Genomic DNA, 25216 nt, shown 5'->3' on the forward strand with positions numbered 1-25216 from the left:
TTTCGACGGCTACAGCCTACAGGCCTTTCAGTAGAGCGAGCGAGAAAGCCGCCAAAATCAAACCGAGGAATCCGAGCGATGCGACTAGCGCGGCCATTCCGAAAAACCATGTGGCCGAAAAGGCCACCATGAAATACCCCAACAAAAAAAGCATCAAATAAGCCACTGATCGTCTCCGTTGACGTTGAGATTAATGCTGTCACTTTGCGCCCGAGGCCGGCGCTGGCTGTGCGAACGGCCCGACGTCGACGATTTTCCCTTCGAAGGCGACGAAACGTTCCATGGCTCCGTCCAGCAGGACGTAGTGCCTTCCGTACCGCCGCGCGCTTTCGCTTTCGCTCCTGCCAGCGCGGCCGATATCCTCGAAGTGCTGCTTGCATTTTTCGGCAGAGAGCCACACGCCTTGGCGGGGGCGTGGCTCTTCTTTTTTCCCGAAAAGGCCGAACATGGTCATGCCGCGATGGCCTGCGCTGCGGGCGTGACGTCCTCGGCGACCGAGACGACGCCGTCCATCGCCTTGATCGCGTTCTCCGCGGCCATGTCGACCAGGAAGCGGCCCTGGAGGGCAACCGTCGTCTTGTCCTTGCCCAACACCAGCTCGATCGAGATCGGGATGGCGTTCTTGTTGTCATCGGCGCGCATCGACTGGAGAAGCGCGCTGATTTCGCGAGCCTTGCGCTGAAGAGCCATGGTCTTCATCTTGATTTCGGCCGCGTCGGCGGCTTCCTGCGTTCCTCGTCCCTGGCGCAGGTCCTCGAGCGCGGCGCGATGGATCGACTTCTCGTCCGGGGACGGATAAACGTCGTCCCGGTCGATGACGATGTGGATGTTGCCGCGATGGTCGGCGATCAGCTCGTCGGCATCGAAGACTTCACGGCCCCACAGGGTCATGTCGTCGCGCTCGACATCGATGGCGAGATCGGCGACCACAACCAGCGGCCGGCGGCCGAGCTTGGCGCTCTCGAGCTTCTGGACGATCGCGTCCACCTTGTCGGGATCGGCGAAGAACATGCACTGGAACGAGTCCGCCTTCTCGAGGAATTTGGCGAAGACGTAGTACTTGCCCGAGCTCTTCGACTGCCTGCGCTCGACGATTTCGCAGATGCCCGCCAGACGCTTGCTCTTTAGGACCTCGAGGCCCTTTTCCTGCATCCACGCCTTGAGCGACGCCTTGCGCTTGACGTTCACCTTCATCAGCTTGCCGAGGTAGCTGTCGAGCGGATGGTCAGCGAAATAGAAGCCGACGGCATTGAACTGCCGGTCGACCTTGTTGCCCCACTCCGCCACTTCCTTGATCTTGATGTGCTCGCCCTTTTCCTTCTTGTCGGCGATTACGTCCGGGACCTGGACGGGAAGCATGCCGCCGAACAGGTCGGCTTCCTTGGACGCCTTCTTGTCGACCTTGGACGTCAGGTAGCTGAGGATGTTGAAGGTCGCATGGCGATTTTTGTGGATGCTGTCGAACGCGCCCGCTTCCACGAGCTTCTCGAGCTGCCCCTTGTTGAAGGCGTTGGTGCAACGGGTCCAGAACTCCTCGACTTCCTTGAATTCTCCGCGCTTGCGCTCCGCGAGGAAGTCTTCCATACCGCCCGAAATGCCCTTGATCGCGGTGAGCCCGAAGCGCACGCCGAGCTTGCCGTTCTCCAGCCGCTCGGGCTTGAAGCGCGGGAACGACTTGTTCATGTCCGGCGGCAGCATGGGGATGCCCATGATGTCCATGTCTTCCTTGAACTTCGCCATGCGGTCCGGATCGTCGGTTTCGTAGGTCAGCATCGCGGCCATGAATTCCGCCGGATAGTTATGCTTGAGCCACGCCGTGTGGTAGGCGATCAGCGCGTATGCGGCCGCGTGCGATTTGTTGAAACCGTAGCCCGCGAAATCGGCGATCTTGTCGAACAGGGCTTCGGCGACGTCCTTGGGCATGCCGTTGTTGAGCGGCGTCACCGAAGTGACCTTGAGGCCGCCCGCCTTGAGGGTGAAGCCCTTCTCCATGATGTCTTCGACGGTCAGGAGGTCTGTGGTCTCCTCGACGGGATAGCGCATGCCTCTGTGGACGTTGCCCGTGCTGCCGTCGCCGTAGACCACGTCGACGAAGCCCTTGGCCGCACCGACGACAAAGCCTTCGCGCTGCTTGACCATTTCGGCCGGGTCTTTCTTACCCATGGCGCGGCGGAGAAGGTCCGCGCCGCCGAGCGTGTAACCGCCGACGTTCTGGGCCACGAGCATCACCTGCTCCTGGTACACCATGATGCCGAATGTCTCTTCGAGGAACGGCTTTGTGCGTTCGACGGGCTCCGGATAATCGGGGGTCGCCTTGCCGTTCTTGCAGTCAGCGTAGTGCGGGATCATTTCCATCGGGCCTGGACGATAGAGCGACACGACGGCGATAAGGTCTTCGATGAGCGTCGGCTTGATGTCGGCCAGAACGCGCTTCATGCCTTCGGATTCGATCTGGAAAACGCCGTTCGAGAAGCCCCTGGCGAGCATTTCGAAGGTTCCCTTGTCGTCGAGCGGCACGACATCGAGATCGATCGTCTTGCCCGTCGTTTCCTTGATGTGCAGCAGCGTCTCGCGGATGACCGAGAGCGTCTTGAGGCCGAGGAAGTCGAACTTCACGAGACCGGAGGCCTCGGTGTACTTCATGTTGAACTGCGAGATCGGCAGATGCTTCTTGTCGTCCCATGCGAGCGGCACCAGCTCGTGCAGGGGACGACCGCCGATGACGACGCCGGCCGCGTGCGTGGTGAAGTTTCGGTAGAGACCTTCGACCTTTCGGGCGTTGTTGTAGAGGATTTTGTACTTCGGCTCCGAATCGATCACCTGCTTGAAGACAGGGTTGTCCTTGTCCTCATAGGAGAACTTGAGCGTCGCCGGGACCGCGCCCTCCATGGAGATGACTTTGGTGATGCGCTTGATCTCGCCGAAGGCGTAGCCGCCGTGTTCTTCCGACAGCATGACGCGGCCGACGTCCGAGACAGCGCCCTTCGACTTCAGCTCGCCGTAGGCGGCGATCAGCGACACGAGGTCGACACCGTACTTGTCAACGACGTATTGGATGACTTCGTCGCGACGGTCCTGGCAGAAGTCGACGTCGAAGTCCGGCATCGAGATACGTTCAGGATTGAGGAAGCGCTCGAACAGAAGGCCGAAGCGCAGCGGATCGAGGTTGGTGATCTTGAGAGAATAGGCGACAAGCGAGCCTGCGCCCGAGCCTCGGCCCGGCCCGACGGGAATGCCGTGGCGCTTCGCCCACTTGATGAAGTCGGAAACGATGAGGAAGTAGCCGGGGAAGCCCATGCGCTTGATGATGCCAAGCTCGAATGCCAGACGCTCGTCATAGGGCTTGCGCGCGTCGCCCGTGATGTTGGCGAGCGCGAGGCGTTCGTCGAGACCCTCCTCGGACTGCGCGGTCAGCTCGTCGTCCTCCGAACGACCGCCCTCGGTCGCGAACGGCGGGAGGATCGGCTTGCGGTCGGGAACCATGAAGTGCATGCGCTTGGGCAGGTAACAGGCGTTCTCGAACGCTTCCGGGAGATCGGAGAACAGCGCCTGCATCTCTTCGGAAGACCGCATGTGATAGCGGCGGGTGTCCTTGCAGTTGACGGTTCCCTCGTTGCCGCCCGTGGTGATCTGCGTCTTGCCGTTGACGGCGCTCAGGATTTCGAAGGCCTCGTGCTGGTATTCCTTGGCGTACCAGACCTCGGTCGTCGCGATCAGCGGAACGCCCGTGCGGGTGACGCCGTCGGTGCCCTCGACGGCAGGCGCGTTGTAGGCGATGTCGATGAGGAGCTGCTCGACCTCTATCTCCGCCTTCGTCTCGTCGCCGAAGCGGGTGATCTCGAGATAGATACGGTCGTCGAACATCGAGCGGAACCAGTTGAGCAGCTCCTCGCCCTCGGACTTGCGGCCGCCAGCCACCATGCGGCGCAAGAAGCCGTCCATGCCGCCCGTCAGCATGACGACGCCGGAAAAGTCCGTGGTCTCGAATATTTCCAGCGGAACGTTGGCGGTGATGCCGGACTGGCCGTTGTGCGGACGGTGGGTCATCGAAACCAGCGTGCAGATCGTCGCGTAGCCGACTTCGTCCTGAGCCAGCAGGATCATCGACCCGCGGATCGGCTTGTCGTTGTCGCCCTTGCCGCAGTCGAGCCATACCTTGACGCCCGGGATCGGCTGGAGACCCTCCTCGACCGCCTTCTTTGAATACTCCATGACCCCGAACATGGCGTTGTCGTCGGTCAGCGCCATGGCGGGCAGGCCGAGCTCAACGGAACGCTTGATGAGGTCTTTCAATTTGCTCGCACCGCGCGACAGGGTATAGTCCGAGTGGACATGCAGATGGGCAAAAGGAAAGACCTCGGACATAACGCGCTCCAGCAATTTTCGATGTAATTCAAGAATACGATTGCCTGAGGAAACCGTCCATCGAATTCATTTCTTGACACGAGTTCTATAATTATGTCAACCAAATTGGACAAGGAGATTGACATGAACATCCTCGAAAATTTGAGTCCCGAACAGAAAGACGCCGCGACGTCTTCCGTTGTGTGCAGCCTGGTTTCCGCCGGTGCCGGCACGGGCAAAACGACGACCCTGACGGCACGTCTTTCGCATCTCCTTGTCACCGAAAAAATCCCGGCTCACAACGTCATGGCGGTCACCTTCACCAAGAAGGCGGCGATGGAGATCAGCGAGCGCGTCAACCATCACGTCGGCGACCTCGCCAAGGGCCTGAGGATCGGCACGTTCCACAGTCTCGCCAACCGCATCCTGCGCCGCCACGCCGTCGTCTGCGGCCTTCTGGATTCGAACTACGGCATCGTGGACGAGGACGACCAGCGCGATCTCCTGCGCGTCGCCGCCTCCGCACCTGCCGCCTACGGCGCTTTCGACCGCCCGGCGGAGATGACCGACGAGCAGGCCAAGGCCGCCTCCAAGGAGTGGATGGAAGGATTGGCCGGTTTCGCCGACCAGGCCCGCCGCCAGATTTCCCTGTGGAAATCCTGGGGGCTGACCGCCGAGATGATATCGGACCGCGGCCGTCAGGAACTCGACGAATTCACCGAAAAGCTCGCCGCCTGCTACGTCGCCTACCAGTACGAGCTGGAAAGCCGCAATCTCTGCGACTTCGGCGACCTGATCCTCAAGGTCGTCGTCCTGTTCGACAAGCATTCCGACATCCTCAGGCAGGAAGCGGCCAAGGTGCGGCACATCCTCGTCGACGAGGCGCAGGACGCCAACCAGGTCCAGATCAGGCTCGTGCGCCATCTGGCGTCCGTCCACGGCCGCATGACCATCGTCGGCGACGAAGACCAGAACATCTACGGCTTCCAGGGCGGCTATGCGGGCGCGATGCGCGACATGGCGGGTCCGAACGCCAAGTCCTACGCGCTGACGATGAACCGCCGTTGCACGAAGGAAATCCTCAAGCCCGCCAACCAGATCGTAGACTACAACAACCGCCGCTCTCCCAAGGTCTTGAATTCCGAGCGCAGCGGCCCTCCGGTGCGCGTAACGGGACACCCGACCGACGCCAGCGAAGCGGCCTGGACGGCCGGCCGTATCAAGGAACTGGTCGAAGGCGGTGCCGATCCCGCGCAGATCGCCATCCTGTTCCGCTCGACCTTCCTGATGCAGCCATTCGAGGAGGCGCTGGCCCGCAAGGGCGTCGCCGCCGCCATGTCGACCGGCACGTCGATGCTGGAGCGCGAGGAGATCAAGGACGTGCTGGCGATGGTGCGCCTTGCGGTCAACCCCCGCGACGACCTCGCATTCGTTCGCGTCGCCAACAAACCGTCCCGCAACCTCGGCACGTCGGCCTGCGAAGGCATCATCAACATCGCCCGTCATCAGGACGTCGAGCTGCACGAGGCATGCCGCATCGCCTGCGAGGAAGGCAACGGCGTGGCGCTGAACAAGACCGCCAAGGCGGGAGCCGTCAAGCTCGCTCGCGCTCTTCACCTGCTCTCCGAGGACGGACGATGGGGCCGGCCGGTCTTCGACGTGATCTCCACGGGTCTCATGGAACTCGACTACGAAACCTACGTCGCCAAGCAGGACAACGCCGACAACCGCCGCCTCAACATCGAGGCGTTGCATCGCCTCTCCGAGAGCTACGAGGAGGCGGCGCTGTTCCTTCAGGACATGTCGCTGATCACCGACGGCGAACCGGTCGCAGGCGATCTCGGCAAGGTGCGCCTGCTCACCATCCACTCGTCCAAGGGCCTCGAGTTCGACCACGTTTTCTGCCCCGGCTACGACTACGGCGTCATGCCGAACCCGCGGGCCGTCGACGAAGGCGGACAGGGAAAGCCTGGCGACCTCTGGTTCGGCCCGTCGGGCGGCGGCCTCGAGGAAGAACGTCGTCTGGCGCACGTCGCCTTCACCCGCGCCCGCAAGACGCTCGACGTCAGCTTCCCGTGGCGGCGCGGCAAGATGAAGCGCAAGCAATCCAAGCTCGCGGGTCCCTCCTTCTTCATCGAGGAATGCGATCTCCGTTACGAGGACATGGAAAGCGTGTCGACTGCCGAACTCGGCAAGGTCCGAGAAGCCAACGAACTCCAGGGCCGTCTCGGCTTCGAAAGGGACTGACGTCATGAAGGAAAACCTCGAGCGCACGCTCTTCATCGGCATGCTTGAAACGTTCGTCGCGACGATGAACAGCCTGACACTCGGCTTCCGCCAGGAGCCGGCTCAGGCGGCCGCCGAGGAAGGCTGCATCACGGCCAAGCTCGACAGCGGCGACGTGATCTGGCTTTGGTTCCGCCCCGACGACCCGAGCAAAATCCAGATGAGCTGTGTGACGATCGGCTCCGACTACCCCCGCTTCGGTATCCATCTGAAAGGCGACAAGATCGAGGTCGGGTTCTTTGGCCGCGGCACGCATGTCCCGGCGTCTTCGGTTCCGAACGCCGTCGCACTGATCAACCGCTGGCGCGATCTCGCCATCGCCGCCCAAGGGCAGGCCCTGATCATCTTCCCGACGGCTCCTGCTTCGCGAAACCTCGAGGTCATCTGAGGGACAGAGCGGGCAACTGACGGTCAGTCGGCGGTCAGCGCATGTCGACCTCTTCCATGCCGTCCAGTTTGAGTTCGACAATCGTCCTGTAGTTCACAAGGGACCAAGACAACGGAATGACGCACGACATCAAGGCACTCAGGCTCTCGCAGTCCATGTCGCAGAAAAGACTGGCCCACGAAGCCGGAATAGACGTCAGAACGCTTCGACGCATCGAGGGTGGCGTGACCGTGTCTCCGGAGAGCTACCGCGCCGTTTGCCTCGCCTTGAAGATCGACCCGTCTGTTTCAATTGAGGAGGCCGCTCCCGAACCGTCGGAGACCATCACGTTGAGGCTCGCAAGCCGTCTCGATTTCATTGTGGCCAAGTCTCTCGCGTTTGCGAGGACCACGAGGGGAAAGACCATCATCGCCGTCGCTGTCGTTGCCGTCGCCGTGTCTGCCGGGGCGGCGGTCCGCGCGTGGTGGTTCCGCCCCAACGTCAGCGTGACCATCGCTTTTGATCGCTCGTGCGACGAACTCGGCGTTTGGTCCAAGGCGTTCAGTGCGATGGACCGCGAGTTTCCGGACGGATATGTTGTCAAGGACCGCATCGACGGCGCGAAGGACTGCGCATACAACTTCGAGGGCTACTACGATTCGGTCGGTGCTCTTGACCCCAGGATGACAAAGCTTGTCCGCAATCTGGAACATGCCGGCACGAAGACGACGGTCACCTACATTTCCGAACCGCGAGACGTCACGCCCCGGCCCAAGGACTACTGGGAAAAGGACAAACTTGTAACCCCGGCCAGAGTCAACCTTTTCGCACGGCAAGGCTACGAGCAGGTCTACCGCCTCAATCCGGACGGTCTCGACGGCGATATTTCCTATGCGCGACACCTGTTCGCCGATCAGGCGTCCTTCGACGGCTATGTGGAATCGTTGAAGTCGTCCGGCAACCTCGACGCCATCGCCGAACACGGCCTTGCGGTATCCGTCTTTACGGCCAGACCCACTCTCACGGAGAAAGGCCCGGACGGCATCTGGACGGTGAAATTCCGGTCGAAGATCGGTTACTCCGGCAAGACGTCCGTCGAGCAGTGCCTCGATGCGACGGTGCGCGTCAAGGAGATCGACATGGAGCTGGGAATCCTCAACCTCGTTTCCGAGCCGTCTGTTTGTCGCGACCGGACCCGGTAAATGCAGACGCTGGGCGACGATATCGAATCGAAGTCTGTTTTTTTGTCAGAGCGTTGTCCTTGCAGTTGAAATTCCGATCGTTTCGGCTATGTTTTGAGCGCTAACCACGGAAGGCGCGGCCATGACATCCCAGCACGTCTCAGTTCACAACGGCGAGGAAATCCTCTGGACCGAGCGCGACGGCGTTTTCAACGCTTTCTACGGCGGATATCACATACTCATAGAGCGGGTGATCCCGACGCCCGTGGCCATCACCCAGGACAGGGTCGTCATTTCGATCAGTCCGCGCCGCTACAGGGCTTTCGTCGACGGTGCCATGCCCGATCCGGAAAAAGAGTTTTTCGAGACCCTGGATGCCGCCAAGGAGGCGGCCGCCGATCTCATGGTCGGCAGTGTCAACTCCATCATACGGGCGCGTCGCGAACGCTCCGCCCTTCTTTCAGAGAAGCCGGTCCGCTACGAAGACTGGATTTAGACAGCGCCGACACGCCTTGCGGCTGCTACCAACGGACCGGCGCGGCAATCGGTTCCATCCGCCGGTGGCTTTTCCCTTTGAACCATGCAGCCGGGCCGGGAATTCTGTGTCATCACCAATCGATGGACCGGAATTCGTTTCATTATGCTTGATTACAACGTTGCCCGTAGGATGTGTCTCGATCCGATTTTGAACGCGATCAAGGAGGCCGGGATCAGGGCCGGCGAAGTTTCCTATCTCACAGGCATGGATCAGCGCCGCCTCATGGAGATAGCCCTCAGCCACGGCCCAGAAGTGACGATCGAGGAAGCGGCAAGACTTGCCTCTCTCGCGGGCATGGAACTCTCGATCGTGCCTGAAGCGGCTGGCGTTGCCGCGTTCACCGAATTCGACGCCCACCGCATCAAGCGCGCGGACATGAACGGCTATGCCCGTCGAGTCGTGGAAATGACGGAGAAGGTCGCCGATTTCTGCGTCGACCTGCGCATAGCCACCGGCCTGCCCGGGCGGAAGTTCGAACGCAAATTCGGCATCGAGGACGGGTTCATGAGCAAGATCGCCGACAGCGACCGGTCCTCCTCCACCAACCTGCAGGAAATGTACAGATACCTGTCCGCGTTCGGCGCGACGCTGGCGGCTTTCCCGAAGACTTCTCAGTACACGAACTATTACCGCGCGCTACTGGCGACGAACCAGAACGAGCCTATCGCCGCACCGATATTCAGGAACACCGCATTCGCCGCGATGCCGGGCTGACCTTCACGATGAGCCTTGGCCGATCACCGCACGACTTCGTGCGGATGCTTCTCACCACCAGACGGTCGTCGACATAGACGACCTTGTTCAGGGCGTCGAGAACCGCCTTCTCGAGGTTGTCAGCGTCTCCGTCGCCAGGCGACGTCGGCCACTCATCCGGGTCTCCCTTGAACACCAGATGGACATGGGTCTTCACCGGGCATTCGAACGGCTGCATCTTGGCGGTCGCCATCGCGACCCTCGCATGGGTGAGGATGAGGTCTTCGTAGTCGGCCGTGTTCTTTGGCGTGTAGGTGTGCGACATGCGCCCCGCCAGCAGTTCCTTGAACCTTCCGACATTGCCCTTGGCCTCGATGAATGCTCCGACTATCGCTCCCGTGTTCATCACGGTCCTCGGCCGCTCCTTGGGCTGCGGATCGGCTGGCAAGTCTATCTCGAAACGCACGGATTGCCTGCCGTAATCGGACACGGAAGCGCGGTTCTTGCCCTTGGTCTTGGCTTTTCCCGGCTCGCCCGCCTTTCTCGCGGTTCCCTTCGCCCCTGGAACCTTTATGCCGAGCGCTTTCGCCTGCTGCACAGATATCCGCATCGATCAGCCCCTGGACGCCTTGGCGACGCGCTCGCGCTGATCGTCGTTGGCGATGTTCGACGAACCGAACGCAAGTCCGACGAGCGCCGCTGTCGGACACCTGGCGGCCTCCCAAGTCGCGGCGACCTCGTCTTCCTTGCCGTTCCAGATGCCGCGGGTGGGACGAAGGACGGTCACCTTGCGCTTGACGGCCGTCTCCACAAGACGATGGGCGACGACCTTGCACAGCGGCGTCAGCGGCGTCACGGCCGATACTTCGCCGATGACGTCGTCAATTTTCTCCGAATGCGAGCCTCCTGCGGATGTCGATCCGCTCCACGCGGCAGCCCCGACGGCCAGCAACGCGACGCTCAACATGACGGCCGGCAGGCTGATGTAATTGGAGACCCTATATGTCGTTGACAACGAAATCGATCCTTGCGCTTAATCGTGTGACAAAGGTTTACACCGTTCTACCAGATAATTGAAGACCCTGAAAGGCATCATCCCGATGAAGGATCGCGTCATCTCTTTCGACACCGAAACCACGGGTCTCAACCATCGGGACGGCGACCGCCTCATCGAGTTCGGCGCTGTCGAAATCGTCGGCAACATGATCACGGGCAAGTTTTTCCACATGTTCGTCAATCCGGGCCGCCAGAAGGTGCACCCGGACGCTTTCAGGGTTCACGGCATCAGCGACGAGGACCTCAAGGACAAGCCATCCATGGACGAAGTGATGCCGCAATTCCTCGAATTCATCGGGGATTCGCCTGTCGTCATCCACAACGCGCCGTTCGACATGGGCTTCGTCAACAACGAGCTGGCGATGCTCAAAATGCCGCCGTTGAAGAACAAGGTCGTCGACACGCTGTCGGAAGCCCGCAAGATGTTTCCGATGGGCCAGAACTCGCTGGATTCGCTCTGCCGTCGTTACGGCATCGACACCTCCAAGCGCGTAAAGCACGGCGCTCACATCGACGCCGAACTTCTGGCTGACGTCTATATCAACATGCTCGGCCTCAACCAGCTGAACCTCGGCGACAACCGTTTTTCGAGCCAGCCGATGAACATGGCCGTGGCATCGCTGGTTTCCGGTTCGCTGGCGCGCCCCGTACGCCCCGCGCGCCCGGCACTCATGCCTTCCGAAGCCGAAATCTCGGCCCATTCCGCCTTTGTGGAGAAGAAGGTCAAGAACCCCGTCTGGGCAAAATTCTTCTGACAAAGATGTTGACGAGGTCTTGGATTTCCTGTCTCATCATCAGGTCAGTTAATTCAAGAACTCAAGTCAAGGAACATCGACATGGAGCATGACGTCGAGGCGTCGGGCGGCGAGCCGTCTATTGCCGACCTCCAGGACACCTACCTCAATTCCGAAAGCCAGGGGGCTATCGCCCGCGACCGCCTGTCGGAAATGATGGACGTCCAGCGCAGGCAGGCGGAGGCGGTCGTCACCGTCATCACGCAGCTTCGCGAAGGCCTTCGTGCCTCGGAAGGCGCGCGCCTGGTCCTCGAAGAAGACAACCGCCGCCATGCTGTTCGCATCGTCGACCTGGAGCGCCAGCTCAAGATCATCCACTCGAACTATTCCCGCCTGACGGAAAGCTACGCGTCGATGATGCGTATCGTCGAAGACACCCACACGAGCAGCGTCGGCCTGAACCATCGCATCGACGCGATGCTTCTTCAGAACGATCTCGGCATGTCGCGCGACAATCCGCAGGTTCCGGCCCGTCGGGTAACCGAGTTCCGCGACGGCGTCTTCTCCCATCCGGCGGTCCGTCAGCACCATCAGGATATCCGCCAGTCGGAAATGCATCTCGGCGCGCACTATCAGTCAGCGCCGATCCACGAATCCGAATTCACCACTTACGGACATGAGACACACGCGCCGCGGCCGTTGTCCGCATTCAGGAACGAAAGGTAATCGACATGACCAACCAGAACCAGCCAGCAGCAAACGCCGAAGCCTCGCGCCAGGCCACCCACTCCGCCCTGTCGATGCCGGCCTCCGTCAAGGTCCTCCTCCAGGCTGTCGAGGAACATGAAGTGTTCAAGCGCGAGCAGGGCGAACGCCTCAAGGCTTGCAAGGAACTGCTGACCCGCTATCACAAGCGCGTCGAGAACCTCGAACTCGAAAACCGTCGCCTCAACGCCAAGGTCAGCTCGCTCGAGTCCGACAACGGCCGTCTGTTGCGCGAAAACGAAAACTACCTGCGCACCCAGCAGAACGTCGACGCTGCCATCCACCTCGCCTGCGGCACGTTCCACGACACGGTGCAGTTCGTCGCCGACGCCACCCGCATGACAATGCCCAACGTGCCGACCTCGCTCGGCATCGAAGAAACCGTCCTCCGCGCGCCGCAGGCCCAGCCGGAACTGACGCTCGTCCGCAAGCAGCCGGTCACTTCCTTCCAGGTCTCTTCTGAAGCCATCATCCAGGCGTCCGGCGACATCGCTCCGCTCGAAACCCTCAAGCCGCTCCAGCCGTCCGCCGAGCCGGAAGTCGCCGTCGCCGCTCCTGCTGTCGACCTCGACAACATCGAGGCCATGACCAACGAGATCGACGCCATGCTCGCGCTCGAGTTCCGCGACGGCTTCGACCTTCCGTCCGACGAGCAGGCTCCTGCCGCCGAAGAGGAAACCAAGGCCGCCTGAGGCGGTCTTGGAGGGTAAACCGCGATGAGTGATATCAACCTCCAAAAGCCCGCTCTTCCAGGAGCGGGCAAACCGCGGCGGCTCTTCGACCGGGGCGACCTGATGGGTCTCGCGTTGTTCGCAGGCCTTGCCGTGATGATCGGTGGCTTCTCGGACAACCCGACCGTCGAAGAATGGGCGGGGAAGCAGTGGGCCGGAAAATGCGCCGCCTATGAAGGCCACCTCGGGACGGTCTCGGAAATCGAGGTCGGCGGAAATTACGCGACCGTCACGAGGCTCGACGGCTCCATGGCTCTGGACCGCGTTGCCGTCGCGAAACTCACCAAGGCGGATTGCCCAGTCGCGTCGCCGCCGCGAGACGAGGCGAAAGCTCCCCAGCCGATCGTTCTTCCCCCGGCGGAAGCGAAAGAGCCTCCGGTTGTGGTCGCCGACGAAACCGACTCCCCCGCCCAGCGGCAGAAGGAGATCATCCGCCTCAAACTCGACCTCGAGGCCGCGAAGCTCCAGTTCGAGCTAGCGCGCGTGAAGGCGGCTTATCGTGATTTCCTTACCGGGAGCGGCAGCGCCGACGCCATCCGCGACCAGGATACGGCCGGTGGCGAAATCACCGAAAACGCACGGCGACTGGATCGTCTTCGGATGGAAATCGAGCGAACGGGGAACGCCCATGATCTCTACAACCGCTTGAAGCAGCCACACGGCGAAGACATCTCACGATAACGAAAAGACCCCGATGGCAACGCTCTCGGGGTCTTCATTTTTTTCAGCGCTCGAGTTCAGATTCCCAGTAGAGGAAGTCGATCCACTGCTCCGGTGTCGGGCCGAACCCGCCGAGACGACGCGCCTTTGCGGCGATCTCGTAGACGGTCGGCACGTGCGGAGTGACACGCAGCGTCATGTTGTGGTCCTTAGCCACCTGCTTGAGGGTCTTGGAACCCTTCTTTCCGTTGCACGGCTGGCAAGCGCAGACGATGTTCTCCCACTCGGTCAGGCCGCCGAAGGTCTGCGCCTTCACGTGGTCGAACGTGAACTCGTTGAGCTTGAGCCGCTCGCCGCAGTAGGCGCACTTGCCCTCGTCCCTGATCCAGATGTTGTGCCGGCTGAAGGGCACTCCGTTCTTGACCTGGACGTAGTCCTTCATGGCGATGACGCTCGGAAACACGTATTCCTGCGTTCTCGTCTTGAGGGAGGCGTCGTAGTCCACCACGCGCACGTACTTGCCCAGAAACACGCCCTTGGCCGCGTCCTGCCAGTTGATGGTGGACAACGGAAAGACGGACTTCGGGGTGAAGTCGGCGTTTAACACGAGAGCTGGGTACTGGTTGAGGTGGATCGTCATTGCCTGCGCCTCTTCTTTGCGTAAGCCGGACAAATCCCCTTTCTACGAACCCGTCCGGTAGATAACCGATACGGACTCGTCATCGCGTATCAGGTGGTATGCGCCCCGATTGCAAACAGGGGATATGCGACGCCCGTCGCACGGAGACTATCCGTTGCGCGGAGGCATTCGCCTGTCCACATGTTCGACTTCGGTTGCGACATTTCCCTCGCCTTTCTGCGATTACGCCCCATTGATAACCAGGGGTGGTGAATATTTCAAGGCGTCACGTATGAATTCTGATGATGCCAGTCATGCGCGACGCTGATGTGTTGCCGAAAAGACAGACGCGGGTTCACCGCTTCCTCTGCGCGGCGGCGCTTCTGGCGGCCGGAAAGAACTCGACGGCCTTTCCGAGGTTGTCCAGGTTTCCGCTCTTGATCGTCTCGATCATCTGGGCCCGCTCCGTCTCGTTCAGCGAACCGCTGCCAGGGACGATGCATTTGATCTCCGGGCCGTCGGCCGTCATCGTCTGGTGGACGGCTGCGAGCAGGCGGTCGGCGAGGCTGTCGCGCGCTACCTTGCCGAGCTTGTGTTCGGCAAGCTGCATGAGGGCGGCGATCGTGTCGGAGACCTGGCCCGCGTGAATGGTCGCAACAACCAAGTGTCCACTGGTCAGGGTCTTCAAAAGGTTCTCGGCCGCTTCCGGAGTCCTGATTTCACCGAAGAGAATGTAGTCGGGGCGGGAACGCATGGCGGCTTTTGCGGCCCTTGCCCAGTCGTCGTTGTCCCTCACCTTGTACTGCAGGCAGAAGGCCCTCTCGTTGACCGCTCCGCTTATAGCGAATTCCGGCGGGTCTTCCGCTGTAAATAGAAGACCCCCGTGCTTGTCGAGGAAGTATTTGAGGAGGGACACGCAGGTCGTCGTCTTGCCGTCTCCGGTCTTGCCGCCGACGATGATGAGGCCTTTCTTTTTGGCCATCGACTTCATCTTCTGGACAAACTGCGGGTGAAGGCCGAGCTCGTCGAATTTGCGGATTTCCAGCGGCGTGCCTCGTAGCGCCGACCAAGGCTCGCCGTCGGATTCGAAGCTCGCGTAGCGCAGGCGCATGCCCTGATACGTGACCGTTCCCTCGTCGCCGCCCATCTCGTTCACGAGTTCGCGGATGGCGTTCATGTGCTCTTCGTATCTGGGCGGAACCTCGAAAATCCCCTCCTGGTAGCGTTCACGCGGGATTCTCGTGATATCAGGCCTGAAGCGTGACGGACTACCCTCGACATCAAGGCGGATATAGAGGTCCGTGAACGGGAAGTTGGTGAGGAAGACCTCGCCGTTGCGTTCCTCGAGATTTGAATCTTGCATGTGTGGGGTCCTACCGCAGCCGGAAAGCGTTAACCGTTCTAGGGTGGACTCTTATTTTATCGGTGCCAAACGCCGGCGGAGATGTTGCAGTTTTTCGTAGACTCTGGCACAAAGCGAAACCTGAAACCTTTAGGGAACGCTAATCCATGTCCCAAGCCGTCCTCTATGTGAATGAATCCGGCAGAGCGTCGATCGACGCCGCGGCGATCATGGAAAGCGCGATCGAGCTGGTGTTCAGCACCATCGATCCCGAGGACATCGATAGCGCGACCATCCCCGAGCGCATCGAAAGCGCCCATGTCTCCCTCCTCGGGATCGCGGCCAAGCTCCTCGCCAACGGCATGACCGGGACAGCCCTCGCCCCTTCGCTTCGTGCCGTTCCGGCCGCAGCCGAAGCGGAACCCGATGTCGTCGTCTCGGCCCCTGTCGCGCCCGCAGCTCCGGTTTTAGCGCGGCCGTCGGCCCAGATTCTCGAACTTCCGCTCCAGCGGCCGGTGCAGCCCCGCAAAAAGGCGGAGGCCAAGCGCGTCGAGACGAAGCCAGCGCCACGGGCAAAGGCTCCCGCCGTCAGCGCTCCCGTGCAGGAAGCGTTGCCGCTCGAGATCGCGGCTCCCGCCAAGGCCAAGACGAAAACCACGGTCAAGGCGAAGGCGGCTCCGAAGCGCCGCCGCGCCGACAAGGCCAAGAAGGTAAAGTTCCCGGGCCGCCTTTCGCGGATCGAGGACGCTGTGAAGATGGACGTGGTCGTCTGCCTCGAAGACGGCAAGCGGGTCACCGACCTCGGCAAGCACCTCGAAACGCTCGGCATGACGCCCGAGGAATACAGGCGCAAGTGGAAGCTCTCGGAGCACTACCCGATGATGGCTCCGAGCGCCGTCCTCAAGCGCGGCGCGGAATACGAATACGACCCGATCACCAGGCGCATGGTCAAGACGCGCTGATCCTATCCAGCCGGCTTTGATTCATTCGAAAATCCGGGGCCATACTTTAGGAACGAGTTTCCGGAGTATGGCCTATGCTTTCACAGACCCACGCGACCGCCTTGGCGCAGACGAGGCAGTACGACCTCGGCTTGGACCTGCTGTCGCGGCTCCAGCGTGTGACGACCTACTCCGAGCGCATCGACATCCTCGAGGAAGCCGAAGAGCGCTTCGACCAGATTCACGTCCGCGAGCATGCTATCCGCGTCGCCGAGCGGGCGCGTGAACTTTCCCTTCACTGCGGCTTCGACGAGGGCTACGCGAACCGTCTCTACAACGCCACCCGGCTTCACGACGTCGGCAAGCTGTTCATGCCCAAGCACATCCTGGAGAAGCCAGGTCGAGCGACCAACGAGGAATTCCTCATCATCAAGGAGCACGCGCGCCATGGCGGCGATCTCCTCGGCGCGAGCGCACCCGAGTTCGTCGTCAACATCGCGCGGTTTCACCACGAGCGCTACGACGGGAACGGCTATAACAACCTCGTCGGGGAAAACATCCCCTTCGAGGCCCGTCTGGTCCAGATCGCCGACGTCTACGACGCGTTGAGTTCCAAACGGTCCTACAAACCGGACCTGCCTGAGGAACGCGTCCTCGACATCATGGTCTCGTCGCAGAAGGAGGGCGTGATGTTCGATCCGTATCTCTTGCGTCGTTTCGTCGAGATGCGGGTTGCCGCCGACCACGATCGGAAAATCTCTCCGGAGATGGCGGAGAAGTTCTCGAAATTCGTCGAAAGCCATCCCAACGACGATCTCAAGGGAGTGGCCGATCCGTCGGTCTTCGAAGGCTGGGAGATCGCGTCCGGTGGCCAACGCCGCAAGACGGCACTCGATGACGGTGTTTTCCTGGAGACGCGCGACGCCATGGGTGCTGTAACCTTCCGCCTGCCCGAGCCGAAGGCGGTGGATGTCCATGACGTCGAGGCGGCGGATAACGCCAGCTCTGGACCACGCGGGCCGAGGTTCTAAACGAGCAGGGGCGGCCATGGAGCCGCCCTTGCCTTTTCGGCTCTACTTCATCATGCGCTTGCGCAGCTTGTCGATGTGGCTGTCTTCCGACGTGTCTGCTTGGGGGAACACCGCCCGATCGCCAACAAACCTTAGCAGCCCGGCGTAGATCGCCGCGTGGGCAGCCCAAACGCGGAAGTCGCTGGGTATGATCGATCCTCCCAGAAGCTCCGCCGACCACGTTTCGCCGTACTGCTCGCTGCCGAAGGCGTGCAGCTCCGCGGCAGGATATTTACACGCGCCGATTTCCGACGCGACCAATTCCAGCCACATCCTGTCTTCCATCAGGGCTTCGACCAGGAAAAATTCGGCTGCCCAGTGATCTGATTTGCGGTAGTTCGCCAACGCGAGCGCCAACTTGGCGAACGCCGTGTCGGGCGCAAGCATGTCCGCGATCATCTGGATTTGGCGCATGCTGTTCGACTGGCATGCCCCCAGAAGCTTGACCGTCAGCCCGAAAGAGCAGAACTGGTTTTTCGGCGTTTCGTCGACCTCGGCGATCTCCGCTTTTGCAGCGGTTTTGAGCGCGTGCATCATGGGTCCCGGCTCGCGGCCGGCTGCCTTCGCGACGATCTTGAGGACGTCGCTCTGTCTAAGCTCGTCTCGGCCGTAGGCTTCGCGTATGCCCTTCGTCAGACTGCGGACGAAGGCGTGTGTCAGTTGTAGTTCAGGCATGCAAAAGCTCCGTGTGACGAAACGCTTCTGTCAGGATTCCTCCGTTCTCCCGTGCGCTCGTCAGGAACGATCTTGCACAAGATAAAAAGCGGGGTTTGGCGTGCCTGGCAAGGCGGAGGAGCGAGGTTTTCCCGGGACCTACGCCAATGGTCACCTGGAAACACGGAGCGCGCAAGTGATCGTCGCTGCTTTACCCAGCCGTCTTTTGTTCGTAGGTCCAGACTTCCTCGAATGACACCGAGGGGTGACCAGAGCGGTAGAGGTTCACGGCCTTCACAATGAACTCCTTGGCCTCGTCCTCCCGCATCCAACCGGCGGCGAACGGACCGCTCCCGTAGCTCTCGCCGTATCCCCATGTGGGGTTCGTGACGACATCGCCGCCGATCCCGATCCGCCAGTGGATGCCCCTGGCGCGGAAATAGAACTTCTCGCCATCGATCGTCCCCTCGGCTTGGACAGGACAATAGCCCCACAGCCAGTCGATGTGGACGTTTTCCATGATATCGACGTCTTCCATGATCCTACCCCTGCGCTCCGATGATCTTGCCGTTTCTGACGATGACGGTTTTCGGACCTGGCCCGCCGCCGTTTTTGGGTTCGATGACGACCTGGCCGGTCATCTTCTCGCGCTCGATCTCTTCGGGACTTGGAACCTGGAGGCCCCACCTCGCGAACTTGACCTGCTCCGTGGGAATCGCCTTGCCGCCGCTTTCCAGACTCTCTCTTTCGACGACTTGCCATCCGGGGAAACGGCTCTCGACGAGCTTCTTGATGTCGTACGGCTGCTCCGTTAGCGTTTCGGTCACATGCGCCTTGATCGCCGCGACGGTAGCCCTGGCCCTCGGTGCGGACTTCTCCGCCGTTGCGACTTCCATGTCCACGCATTCGACGCCGACCAGATATGCCACCAACTCGGCTTCGTCGTCGCCCGCGACAAGGCGGTCTGCGACGCGAATGAGGTAATGGTCGTATTCGTTCTGGAACCTGGTTCCGACCCAGGTCTCACGGTTGCGCATGAGTCCAATGGGGTCCCACTCGGCAAAGCCGATTTCCCGCAGTCGATTAAGGTCGAGAGCCATGTGTGTCGTCCGTACTAAATTGTGGACTTCACTGTGGCATTTATTGAACGCCCCTGCAAAGAAATTCAGACTTCGTCATCTCTCGTCGAGCATCCGCTACATTCGGCGAACTGTCGACAGGTTCTGCAGGTTTCGAAAGGCGATCATATCAGCATCTAGTTCTTCGCACCGCTCCCGAAGGACGGCTACATGGGTCTGGCAGAAGGCCTCGATCATGGCGTGATGACGTGAAGCGTGTATTTTGCGGACGCTTTCCTTGTCGGCCGAAGAGAGCAGGAAGGAGAGCTTTTCGGTCGAGCCGCCTTCGAGGCCGGCACGGAACGCCTTCTCGTGTTCCGCGAGCCAATCGGCCACCATCCCGAGCCATTGACGCTCGATGTATGCGTCGTCGTTCTCGTCTTCGCGCATGGCCTTGACGGATGCGTCTGCGTGCAGGCTTGCTGCGGCTTCCTCGATCGAAAGCAGACTGCGGGCTTGTAGGAGGTAGGCACGGTATGACAGGCCGTCCGTTTCGTTCCGTGCCAAGGCGGCGACTTTGTCGCGCATCCTGCGGATTTCCCCGACCATCGCGTCGATCGGGTGATTGGGGTTGGCCATGTCACGCTACTCCTGTTCACCAAAAAACGATAGGGCAAGGGTGAGCAAGTGTCATAACCCCGATAAGTCCGTCGTTCTCCCGAGGCTTGACCGTGACGGCCCTTGTGTCAGACTTTGTTAAGCCAATGCGAGGTGAGCAATGTCCGAGACCGCAGAACCCGACGAAACGCTCGTCCACCCGGCTGTAACCGTCTTCCTGAGGGGTCGTGGCGGCCAGAAGGCCAAGCGGACCGAACAAGACCACCCGCTGGGCGAGAACGCTATCAAACGGTTTCTCGACCGCCGGTCATTTGGACATCTCAAATGACACAAGGTGAATGGCAGTGTGGTCTGATGGCCGTTTCGAGCGAGGTTATCGGTTGTCGTATGCTCGTCTTGGCGTGACGTTCTGGGAAACAATGGAGAACGTCGATGACCAACGCATCGCAGGAACAATTGCTCGCCCGCGCAAAGGCAACCTCCCACGACCTGTGGCGCTCCTTTAGATTGCCCGACAACATGGTCGTCACCGCTGTCGGTCCGTGCGACTACAAGGCCATAGATGGCGGCTATCGAGCCACTCGCGAAATCACTTATTTGACGACTCCGGGCGGCAAATCCCAGAAGGGCGCTTTCGTCGTCGACGACAAGGGAATGCATCACTCCAATGATCGTTACCTGGTCGCAGCCAACGGGCAAGTCATCCGCCAGAATTTCGACATGCCCAGAGCGATGCATCGGCTGAATTCTGGCATGTCGCCGTTCGACCGGAGCACCAGTCTCGTAGAGAAAGCAGTGCATCTCGGCTATTGGGTCAAGAACAGCTACCCGTTCGACGCTTGGTACCAAGCCGACATGAAGCCTCCGGTCGCGATGAAGCGCGATGGCGACGTTATCTCGGCCACGATGCCGATCAAGTTCTTCGCGGCCGAACAGGATGTCCTTCCGAACCTCGGCACCTTCGAGCTGTCGTTCAACGAGAAGACATACGAGATCACCCGAGCCCAGTGCCTCTGCGCCGACGGCACGCCGTATCGCGCCATCCGCGACACCGAGCTTAACGAGGTATATGCGGAAGCCGGTCTTAAAAATCCCAACCCTTCGAAGTCTCGCCGCCTGAGGGAACGAGTCAAACATGCTTGCGAAGGGCGGGCCGAATCCGTTTGGCGTGAATTCGCCTTGCCGCCTGGACTGGACATCGTGAACGCAGAGCGGGAGTTCGAAGTGAAGGACAGCGGCGTCGACTTCGAATTCGCAAGGAAGTTCCAGTATTCGGAAAACGGACAGGTAAAGCGCGGCACCTTTTGGGTGCGCGTCGGCGACAGTTCCGCAACCTGGAAAAATCATTGGCTCGACGCCAGGGGCCAGGTTATGTCCGAATTCTATCCTGACCAGTCAATTGCGGAGTTCAGGATGACCAATCGACTGCTCGCGGACCTGCCGCCGGAGACAGCGGAGGAAAGCGCTGAACGGCTCGCGATCGTCGCATGGAAGCGGATGTCGTTTGAAGACGGTGTTGAAGCATTCGCAACCGATCCGTTCACCTTCCGCGAGGAAGACGGTCGCATCAGCGCAGTGCGTAAAATCCGATTCTGGGTACCCAACACCGACAAGTTCGGACCCGCATATGCGGCAATCCCGGAGATCGGCGTGTTCAGGGTCGAAATGAACGCTGACACGAACGCGATCACCTCCGTGGAATGCACCTCGAGTGACGGTTCTTTCGAGGTCGGCCATCTTGACCTGTCTGAGATCGAGGGCCTTCACAAGAAGGCTGGTGTCCCCATTGGTCAGAGCGTGCGGCCGCAACGAACTCCCCGCATGTAGGACGGCGAAAGCTCCGGAATCGAGAGGTTCTGGAGCCAAAACCTTTGGCTCAGCAAAAACAAAGGTAACCCCACAGAGACAATCCTAAGGCTCGCAGCAATCGCGACAAAAAAAACTAGCCGACATGGCCTGCGTCTTGTGGGAAATTGTGGTGCTACCGGCGGGATTTGAACCCGCGGCCTCCCCCTTACCAAGGGGGTGCTCTACCTCTGAGCCACGGTAGCATCTGAAGACATCGCTCGAACGTGTTTATGTGTATTTTGGTGGCAATGGTCGGGCTCGAACCGACGACCTCATCATTATGAGTGATGCGCTCTAACCATCTGAGCTACACGGCCAATTCTTGGAATTCAGTCGCCATTGTCTGGCGAAATTGGTGGCAGAACAGGCACTTGGTCTCAGCGGATGATCGGCCCGTGATCTTTGACCAGTACGCCAGCTCCGGCGAATGTTACCCGGGGTACGCCAGGGTTCTGCCATTTTTCGAAGACGTCGCAACAACGTCGATAGGTGGTGCCTGCGGTTGGACTTGAACCAACGGCCTCTCGATTATCGGTCGAGCGCTCTACCAGCTGAGCTACACGGGCATCGTGATTTTGACGGAGACTACAAAGCCTTCGGCGTCTTAAATAATGGTGCGTCCAGGAGGTTTCGAACCTCCGACCTTTGCGATGTCAACGCAACGCTCTCCCACTGAGCTATGGACGCGGGTGACGCCTTCGGCAGATGCCGCCCGACGTCGGGGAAAATGGTGGACGTCGATGGGATCGAACCATCGGCCGCTCGCTTATCAAGCGAGTGCTCTACCCCTGAGCTAGACGTCCATTGAAGTCTTCGTTTCGAAGAAATTGATGTGGGAGCAATCAAGCTCCCCGCCCTGGCCGCGGCGGTCCCGTCTTCCGGTGTTGAGAAGAGGGGCTGGCCGCGGCAGGACCGACCCGGAGGCCGATCAATCACCGCTTCCGCGCCAGTACATCCGTGGTCGCTGTGGACGGTGATCGTGGTTGCCATTGGCAACCCTGAGGTGAGCAATGCGTTACCGGCGACAAGAAGTCAAGTCTGTTGACCTGTACCGATTTTGGTGGAGTTGATCGGGATCGAACCGACCGCCTCTTGCATGCCATGCAAGCGCTCTCCCAACTGAGCTACAACCCCAATATTGCCTGGTGTCCGACCTGAGGCCAGCCCTTCGCCTCTCTCGAGGGTTATCCGTCTTTGGACCAATTGTGTGTGCCGCAATCGCGACTAATGGTTACGACCCCGGGGCGGCGCACCGTCCGGTGACCCTTGGCTATCCGCACCGCCGAAGCCTAACGCGGTCCCTTGGGGGTCGTGTTTCGCGGTGGCCTTCCTTCGAAGGGCGTCGTCCCGGAGACGTCGCGTTCACCGCAGGACCAGAGGCAAAGCGACGCCCGCGGTGTGTCCGCAGGCCTCGCGACCCTCCTCCCGACGGCTGCGGCGTGTCCGCCCCCCTCAGGATGTCCCGATCTCTTGTACTGGCTTGCCAGCAGGATTCGAACCTGCGTCTCCCCCGTACCATCGAGGGGCTCTGACCGCTAAGCTATGGCTATTCCTTTGTGGTTCGGCCCCTCTCGGGGATTTCGTGGCAGCATGCCGAGAAGCATAGCCTCCCGAACATTTATGTCCTTTCCGCCACCCTTGGCGAGGTGATAGCACGGTCAGCGCCTGACCATGGACGCGCGCTGATTGGCTGTGCGTTTTTCTGGTCCGCCGACCTCTGCCACAGGGCATTGGCTATGACCTAAGCCACGACCGTCCCTTCTATGCGGGATTCCCAGATCGCGATGTTCGCGCTCATCAGGCCCTCATCCCAAGCTTGTAAAACTGGAGCCGGCGGGGGTCTCGAAACCGGGCCTGCGCAGACCCTTGTCCATTTCCGCGATCGCGGCGTTCTGCCATTGAACTACTACCGGCATTTTTGGCGGCGCGGGTCGCCCCGCAGGACGCCCGCCTTCGATCCTTTCAGCCACCCGGCTTAACCGTGGTGAATACACTGGCCTGTTCCATACCATGGACCCCTGAACAGGTTGGCTGTGCGCTTTTCTGGTCCGCCGACCCCGCCTTTGCGACATGGTTTCCCATGCCGTGCTTCCAAAGACCGGAGTCTTCGAAATGGTTGCGGGGGTGTGATTTGAACACACGACCTTTGCGTTATGAGCGCAATGAGCTACCTGGCTGCTCTACCCCGCGATAATGGTGAGCGTTCCTCTCAACGCTCAAAGTCTGAGCAATCAACCCAAGGGGATCGCTCTGGAACGCCGACGTCGTCGACGAGTTCTGAAAACTGTCCCGATGCATTCGCGCACCGCCCTTATAAGGGGCTGATCGAGCGGGACTCCCCGTTGGAGCTGCCATCGACACCGATGACGTTGTTAGCTCCCGTTGCGGGGCTACGTCCCGTGGGAGGACTTGAACCACCGACCTTCAGGCTGCTCGCCTGACGCTCCCCCTACTGAGCTACACGGCACGCGGCCCCACAACGGTATAGGTCTGGTCGACTTTCAACGACCCTGGGCCAGCGGCTTGCCTTTAGCGCCCTGGTGAGCGAGGGGTTGCCGATACACCTCGTAGGACAAAGCCGAACCGAGTACGTTCTTTCACCCCAAGTCTGCCTCAGCACGTTGCCCTGTGAGGGCTAAACCTGGTGGACGTTTCTCACAACGTCCTAAGTCTGGCGGTACAGCCGCCGAGGAGACCCGTTTGCTTCGCCCTGCGAAAGCGCATTCGGTCCGGACCCCTCATCGTCGGCTTACTGGGCCAACTCCCTGTCCGTCCCTATCAAAGGGTCATCGCGGAATTCCTTTCGGAACCCTGAAACGTCCGACATCGCTGTCGAACTGCCCGTCGTCTAGGACAACGTATTAGCAGACTTCGAAAGAGGCCGATGCCTTCGTATTTCGAAATCGAAATGACCTAAGTCATTGAATTGGTTGCGAGAGGTTGGATTTGAACCAACGACCTTCGGCTTATGAGGCCGACGAGCTACCGGGCTGCTCCACTCCGCCTGCGCATCGGAAGCCTCGACAAGACCGGCTGCGAAAACCGCGCCGTCTCGGTTGCCCGATGACTGAATTTCCAGACATCGAGTATTGTCTCGACGTCCTGTCATAAAAATCGCCGGGAGCGGAATGCCTCGACTAAGAAGGCGTCGCTCGACCGACGAATTGGTGTCTCCTGTCGGAGGAATGTGGAGCGGACGACCGGGTTCGAACCGGCGACATCTTGCTTGGAAGGCGAGTGCTCTACCAACTGAGCTACGTCCGCATGTGAACCAGGCCCAACCCTCGTCCGGGAAGGCGGCACGATCTTGCCCCTTATTTGCCCCGGCCTTTCCGCCATGATCCGTGGAGATCGCGATCCGAAGCCCGATCTCCCCCTGTCTCGCGCTGTTTCCGCAGCCAGCCACCTGGACCCTTGGAGAGGGTATCCAGCTTACCACCGATACGCTGCGCCGTCTTGCGATGTCGCGCTCTCGATGATCCTATGTGACCTCGTATCCGAGGTCGTGTCAACCGAAATTGAAGACGTCGGTGACAATAATTTTGGAGCAGGCGAAGGGGTTCGAACCCTCGACATTCACGTTGGCAACGTGACACTCTACCGCTGAGCTACGCCTGCATCCGAGGTGGCGTGGACCACCTGTTCGCCAAGCCTTCCAGCCTGACCGCACCTTCCATATCGTGCCAGTACATCCGTGGTCACGATCTTTCG

General features: G+C 60.5%; 24 protein-coding genes and 12 tRNA genes. 13 read left to right on the forward strand and 23 right to left on the reverse strand.

Annotation, left to right across the window (positions count from 1 at the left end; translation table 11 throughout):
• Positions 1–16: 16 nt before the first annotated feature.
• The 3 genes from FHT76_RS05360 to dnaE are packed head-to-tail and all read right to left on the reverse strand — an operon-like array spanning position 17 to position 4365.
• A complete protein-coding gene (locus FHT76_RS05360; protein WP_259184743.1) occupies positions 17–166 on the reverse strand; it encodes a hypothetical protein in 150 nt (49 codons plus the stop codon).
• A gap of 33 nt (positions 167–199) precedes the next feature.
• Positions 200–454 carry a hypothetical protein gene (locus FHT76_RS05365; protein WP_259184744.1) on the reverse strand — a complete coding sequence of 85 codons (255 nt, stop codon included), beginning with the start codon at positions 452–454 and terminating at the stop codon, positions 200–202.
• Positions 451–4365, reverse strand: coding sequence for a DNA polymerase III subunit alpha (gene dnaE, locus FHT76_RS05370; RefSeq protein ID WP_259184745.1), 3915 nt, complete (start codon positions 4363–4365; stop codon positions 451–453). The genes FHT76_RS05365 and dnaE overlap by 4 nt, the downstream gene beginning before the upstream one ends.
• 123 nt (positions 4366–4488) lie before the next feature.
• Here dnaE and FHT76_RS05375 point away from each other — a divergent pair, with 123 nt between their 5' ends.
• The 5 genes from FHT76_RS05375 (at position 4489) to FHT76_RS05395 (ending at position 9430) form a co-directional block, all read left to right on the forward strand.
• Positions 4489–6591, forward strand: a complete 2103-nt coding sequence (locus FHT76_RS05375; protein ID WP_259184746.1) for an ATP-dependent helicase — start codon at positions 4489–4491, stop codon at positions 6589–6591.
• A 4-nt stretch (positions 6592–6595) separates the two neighbouring features.
• The gene (locus FHT76_RS05380) at positions 6596–7018 is read left to right on the forward strand and encodes a hypothetical protein (RefSeq protein WP_259184747.1); all 423 of its coding nucleotides are present in this window, start codon (positions 6596–6598) and stop codon (positions 7016–7018) included.
• 116 nt (positions 7019–7134) lie between these two features.
• Positions 7135–8199 (forward strand): helix-turn-helix domain-containing protein, encoded by a 1065-nt coding sequence (locus tag FHT76_RS05385; protein ID WP_259184748.1) that lies wholly within the window; start codon positions 7135–7137, stop codon positions 8197–8199.
• A gap of 121 nt (positions 8200–8320) precedes the next feature.
• Entirely contained in the window at positions 8321–8674 is a 354-nt protein-coding gene (locus tag FHT76_RS05390; protein WP_259184749.1) for a hypothetical protein, read from the forward strand.
• Between the two features lie 144 nt (positions 8675–8818).
• Positions 8819–9430 carry a hypothetical protein gene (locus FHT76_RS05395; protein WP_259184750.1) on the forward strand — a complete coding sequence of 204 codons (612 nt, stop codon included), beginning with the start codon at positions 8819–8821 and terminating at the stop codon, positions 9428–9430.
• On the opposite strand, the gene FHT76_RS05400 is transcribed toward FHT76_RS05395, so the two are convergent.
• Both FHT76_RS05400 and FHT76_RS05405 read right to left on the reverse strand, forming a co-directional pair.
• Positions 9396–10019, reverse strand: a complete 624-nt coding sequence (locus tag FHT76_RS05400; protein ID WP_259184751.1) for a RusA family crossover junction endodeoxyribonuclease — start codon at positions 10017–10019, stop codon at positions 9396–9398. The two genes, FHT76_RS05395 and FHT76_RS05400, sit on opposite strands and share 35 nt — an antisense overlap.
• A 3-nt stretch (positions 10020–10022) precedes the next feature.
• Positions 10023–10424 (reverse strand): hypothetical protein, encoded by a 402-nt coding sequence (locus tag FHT76_RS05405; RefSeq protein WP_259184752.1) that lies wholly within the window; start codon positions 10422–10424, stop codon positions 10023–10025.
• A gap of 85 nt (positions 10425–10509) precedes the next feature.
• Here FHT76_RS05405 and dnaQ point away from each other — a divergent pair, with 85 nt between their 5' ends.
• The 4 genes from dnaQ (at position 10510) to FHT76_RS05425 (ending at position 13376) form a co-directional block, all read left to right on the forward strand.
• Positions 10510–11220, forward strand: coding sequence for a DNA polymerase III subunit epsilon (gene dnaQ, locus FHT76_RS05410; RefSeq protein ID WP_259184753.1), 711 nt, complete (start codon positions 10510–10512; stop codon positions 11218–11220).
• Positions 11221–11301: 81 nt separating this feature from the next.
• Positions 11302–11925, forward strand: coding sequence for a hypothetical protein (locus FHT76_RS05415; RefSeq protein ID WP_259184754.1), 624 nt, complete (start codon positions 11302–11304; stop codon positions 11923–11925).
• A 5-nt stretch (positions 11926–11930) separates the two neighbouring features.
• Positions 11931–12656 (forward strand): hypothetical protein, encoded by a 726-nt coding sequence (locus FHT76_RS05420; protein WP_259184755.1) that lies wholly within the window; start codon positions 11931–11933, stop codon positions 12654–12656.
• 24 nt (positions 12657–12680) lie between these two features.
• Positions 12681–13376 carry a hypothetical protein gene (locus FHT76_RS05425; RefSeq protein ID WP_259184756.1) on the forward strand — a complete coding sequence of 232 codons (696 nt, stop codon included), beginning with the start codon at positions 12681–12683 and terminating at the stop codon, positions 13374–13376.
• Positions 13377–13419: 43 nt separating this feature from the next.
• Here the strand turns inward: FHT76_RS05425 and FHT76_RS05430 are convergent, their stop codons facing one another.
• Positions 13420–13995 carry an HNH endonuclease gene (locus FHT76_RS05430; protein ID WP_259184757.1) on the reverse strand — a complete coding sequence of 192 codons (576 nt, stop codon included), beginning with the start codon at positions 13993–13995 and terminating at the stop codon, positions 13420–13422.
• Positions 13996–14329: 334 nt separating this feature from the next.
• Entirely contained in the window at positions 14330–15337 is a 1008-nt protein-coding gene (locus FHT76_RS05435) for an ATPase, T2SS/T4P/T4SS family (RefSeq protein WP_259184758.1), read from the reverse strand.
• A gap of 146 nt (positions 15338–15483) precedes the next feature.
• On the opposite strand from FHT76_RS05435, the gene FHT76_RS05440 reads away from it, so the two are divergent.
• Together FHT76_RS05440 and FHT76_RS05445 are read left to right on the forward strand one after the other, a co-directional pair.
• Positions 15484–16278: a MucR family transcriptional regulator gene (locus FHT76_RS05440; protein ID WP_259184759.1), complete on the forward strand. Its 795-nt coding sequence runs from the start codon at positions 15484–15486 to the stop codon at positions 16276–16278.
• Between the two features lie 74 nt (positions 16279–16352).
• Complete coding sequence (locus tag FHT76_RS05445; protein ID WP_259184760.1) at positions 16353–17288, forward strand: HD-GYP domain-containing protein; 936 nt, start codon at positions 16353–16355, stop codon at positions 17286–17288.
• 42 nt (positions 17289–17330) lie between these two features.
• Here FHT76_RS05445 and FHT76_RS05450 read toward each other — a convergent pair whose 3' ends face one another.
• From FHT76_RS05450 to FHT76_RS05465, 4 genes are all read right to left on the reverse strand, one after another.
• A complete protein-coding gene (locus FHT76_RS05450) occupies positions 17331–18002 on the reverse strand; it encodes a hypothetical protein (protein ID WP_259184761.1) in 672 nt (223 codons plus the stop codon).
• Positions 18003–18192: 190 nt separating this feature from the next.
• Positions 18193–18519, reverse strand: coding sequence for a hypothetical protein (locus FHT76_RS05455; RefSeq protein ID WP_259184762.1), 327 nt, complete (start codon positions 18517–18519; stop codon positions 18193–18195).
• Between the two features lie 4 nt (positions 18520–18523).
• Positions 18524–19081 carry a hypothetical protein gene (locus tag FHT76_RS05460; RefSeq protein WP_259184764.1) on the reverse strand — a complete coding sequence of 186 codons (558 nt, stop codon included), beginning with the start codon at positions 19079–19081 and terminating at the stop codon, positions 18524–18526.
• A 96-nt stretch (positions 19082–19177) separates the two neighbouring features.
• Complete coding sequence (locus tag FHT76_RS05465) at positions 19178–19678, reverse strand: hypothetical protein (protein ID WP_259184765.1); 501 nt, start codon at positions 19676–19678, stop codon at positions 19178–19180.
• Positions 19679–19817: 139 nt separating this feature from the next.
• Between FHT76_RS05465 and FHT76_RS05470 the strand changes: the two genes are divergently transcribed.
• Together FHT76_RS05470 and FHT76_RS05475 are read left to right on the forward strand one after the other, a co-directional pair.
• Positions 19818–19985: a hypothetical protein gene (locus FHT76_RS05470; protein ID WP_259184766.1), complete on the forward strand. Its 168-nt coding sequence runs from the start codon at positions 19818–19820 to the stop codon at positions 19983–19985.
• A gap of 104 nt (positions 19986–20089) precedes the next feature.
• Positions 20090–21484, forward strand: a complete 1395-nt coding sequence (locus FHT76_RS05475; protein ID WP_259184767.1) for a hypothetical protein — start codon at positions 20090–20092, stop codon at positions 21482–21484.
• Positions 21485–21633: 149 nt separating this feature from the next.
• Here the strand turns inward: FHT76_RS05475 and FHT76_RS05480 are convergent.
• The 12 genes from FHT76_RS05480 to FHT76_RS05535 form a co-directional block, all read right to left on the reverse strand.
• A tRNA-Thr gene (locus tag FHT76_RS05480) sits at positions 21634–21708 on the reverse strand.
• 37 nt (positions 21709–21745) lie between these two features.
• Positions 21746–21822, reverse strand: a tRNA-Met gene (locus tag FHT76_RS05485).
• A 173-nt stretch (positions 21823–21995) separates the two neighbouring features.
• Positions 21996–22071 (reverse strand) — tRNA-Ile (locus FHT76_RS05490).
• Between the two features lie 46 nt (positions 22072–22117).
• A tRNA-Val gene (locus tag FHT76_RS05495) sits at positions 22118–22192 on the reverse strand.
• Between the two features lie 41 nt (positions 22193–22233).
• Positions 22234–22308 (reverse strand) — tRNA-Ile (locus FHT76_RS05500).
• Between the two features lie 255 nt (positions 22309–22563).
• Positions 22564–22639: transfer RNA gene (locus tag FHT76_RS05505), tRNA-Ala, on the reverse strand.
• A gap of 346 nt (positions 22640–22985) precedes the next feature.
• Positions 22986–23056 (reverse strand) — tRNA-Thr (locus FHT76_RS05510).
• A gap of 562 nt (positions 23057–23618) precedes the next feature.
• Positions 23619–23695 (reverse strand) — tRNA-Met (locus FHT76_RS05515).
• A gap of 204 nt (positions 23696–23899) precedes the next feature.
• A tRNA-Ala gene (locus FHT76_RS05520) sits at positions 23900–23972 on the reverse strand.
• Positions 23973–24436: 464 nt separating this feature from the next.
• Positions 24437–24509, reverse strand: a tRNA-Met gene (locus FHT76_RS05525).
• Between the two features lie 184 nt (positions 24510–24693).
• A tRNA-Gly gene (locus FHT76_RS05530) sits at positions 24694–24769 on the reverse strand.
• Positions 24770–25048: 279 nt separating this feature from the next.
• Positions 25049–25123, reverse strand: a tRNA-Gly gene (locus FHT76_RS05535).
• Between the last annotated feature and the right edge of the window lie 93 nt (positions 25124–25216).

It is taken from the genome of Rhizobium sp. BK176, assembly GCF_024808055.1.

Bases quoted from the DNA above. Each gene is read 5' to 3' on its own strand.
- FHT76_RS05365 (WP_259184744.1), bottom strand. From the start codon at position 454: ATGACCATGTTCGGCCTTTTCGGGAAAAAAGAAGAGCCACGCCCCCGC.
- dnaE (WP_259184745.1), bottom strand. From the start codon at position 4,365: ATGTCCGAGGTCTTTCCTTTTGCCCATCTGCATGTCCACTCGGACTAT.
- FHT76_RS05375 (WP_259184746.1), top strand. From the start codon at position 4,489: ATGAACATCCTCGAAAATTTGAGTCCCGAACAGAAAGACGCCGCGACG.
- FHT76_RS05380 (WP_259184747.1), top strand. From the start codon at position 6,596: ATGAAGGAAAACCTCGAGCGCACGCTCTTCATCGGCATGCTTGAAACG.
- FHT76_RS05385 (WP_259184748.1), top strand. From the start codon at position 7,135: ATGACGCACGACATCAAGGCACTCAGGCTCTCGCAGTCCATGTCGCAG.
- FHT76_RS05390 (WP_259184749.1), top strand. From the start codon at position 8,321: ATGACATCCCAGCACGTCTCAGTTCACAACGGCGAGGAAATCCTCTGG.
- FHT76_RS05395 (WP_259184750.1), top strand. From the start codon at position 8,819: ATGCTTGATTACAACGTTGCCCGTAGGATGTGTCTCGATCCGATTTTG.
- FHT76_RS05400 (WP_259184751.1), bottom strand. From the start codon at position 10,019: ATGCGGATATCTGTGCAGCAGGCGAAAGCGCTCGGCATAAAGGTTCCA.
- dnaQ (WP_259184753.1), top strand. From the start codon at position 10,510: ATGAAGGATCGCGTCATCTCTTTCGACACCGAAACCACGGGTCTCAAC.
- FHT76_RS05415 (WP_259184754.1), top strand. From the start codon at position 11,302: ATGGAGCATGACGTCGAGGCGTCGGGCGGCGAGCCGTCTATTGCCGAC.
- FHT76_RS05420 (WP_259184755.1), top strand. From the start codon at position 11,931: ATGACCAACCAGAACCAGCCAGCAGCAAACGCCGAAGCCTCGCGCCAG.
- FHT76_RS05425 (WP_259184756.1), top strand. From the start codon at position 12,681: ATGAGTGATATCAACCTCCAAAAGCCCGCTCTTCCAGGAGCGGGCAAA.
- FHT76_RS05430 (WP_259184757.1), bottom strand. From the start codon at position 13,995: ATGACGATCCACCTCAACCAGTACCCAGCTCTCGTGTTAAACGCCGAC.
- FHT76_RS05435 (WP_259184758.1), bottom strand. From the start codon at position 15,337: ATGCAAGATTCAAATCTCGAGGAACGCAACGGCGAGGTCTTCCTCACC.
- FHT76_RS05440 (WP_259184759.1), top strand. From the start codon at position 15,484: ATGTCCCAAGCCGTCCTCTATGTGAATGAATCCGGCAGAGCGTCGATC.
- FHT76_RS05445 (WP_259184760.1), top strand. From the start codon at position 16,353: ATGCTTTCACAGACCCACGCGACCGCCTTGGCGCAGACGAGGCAGTAC.
- FHT76_RS05450 (WP_259184761.1), bottom strand. From the start codon at position 18,002: ATGCCTGAACTACAACTGACACACGCCTTCGTCCGCAGTCTGACGAAG.
- FHT76_RS05455 (WP_259184762.1), bottom strand. From the start codon at position 18,519: ATGGAAGACGTCGATATCATGGAAAACGTCCACATCGACTGGCTGTGG.
- FHT76_RS05460 (WP_259184764.1), bottom strand. From the start codon at position 19,081: ATGGCTCTCGACCTTAATCGACTGCGGGAAATCGGCTTTGCCGAGTGG.
- FHT76_RS05465 (WP_259184765.1), bottom strand. From the start codon at position 19,678: ATGGCCAACCCCAATCACCCGATCGACGCGATGGTCGGGGAAATCCGC.
- FHT76_RS05470 (WP_259184766.1), top strand. From the start codon at position 19,818: ATGTCCGAGACCGCAGAACCCGACGAAACGCTCGTCCACCCGGCTGTA.
- FHT76_RS05475 (WP_259184767.1), top strand. From the start codon at position 20,090: ATGACCAACGCATCGCAGGAACAATTGCTCGCCCGCGCAAAGGCAACC.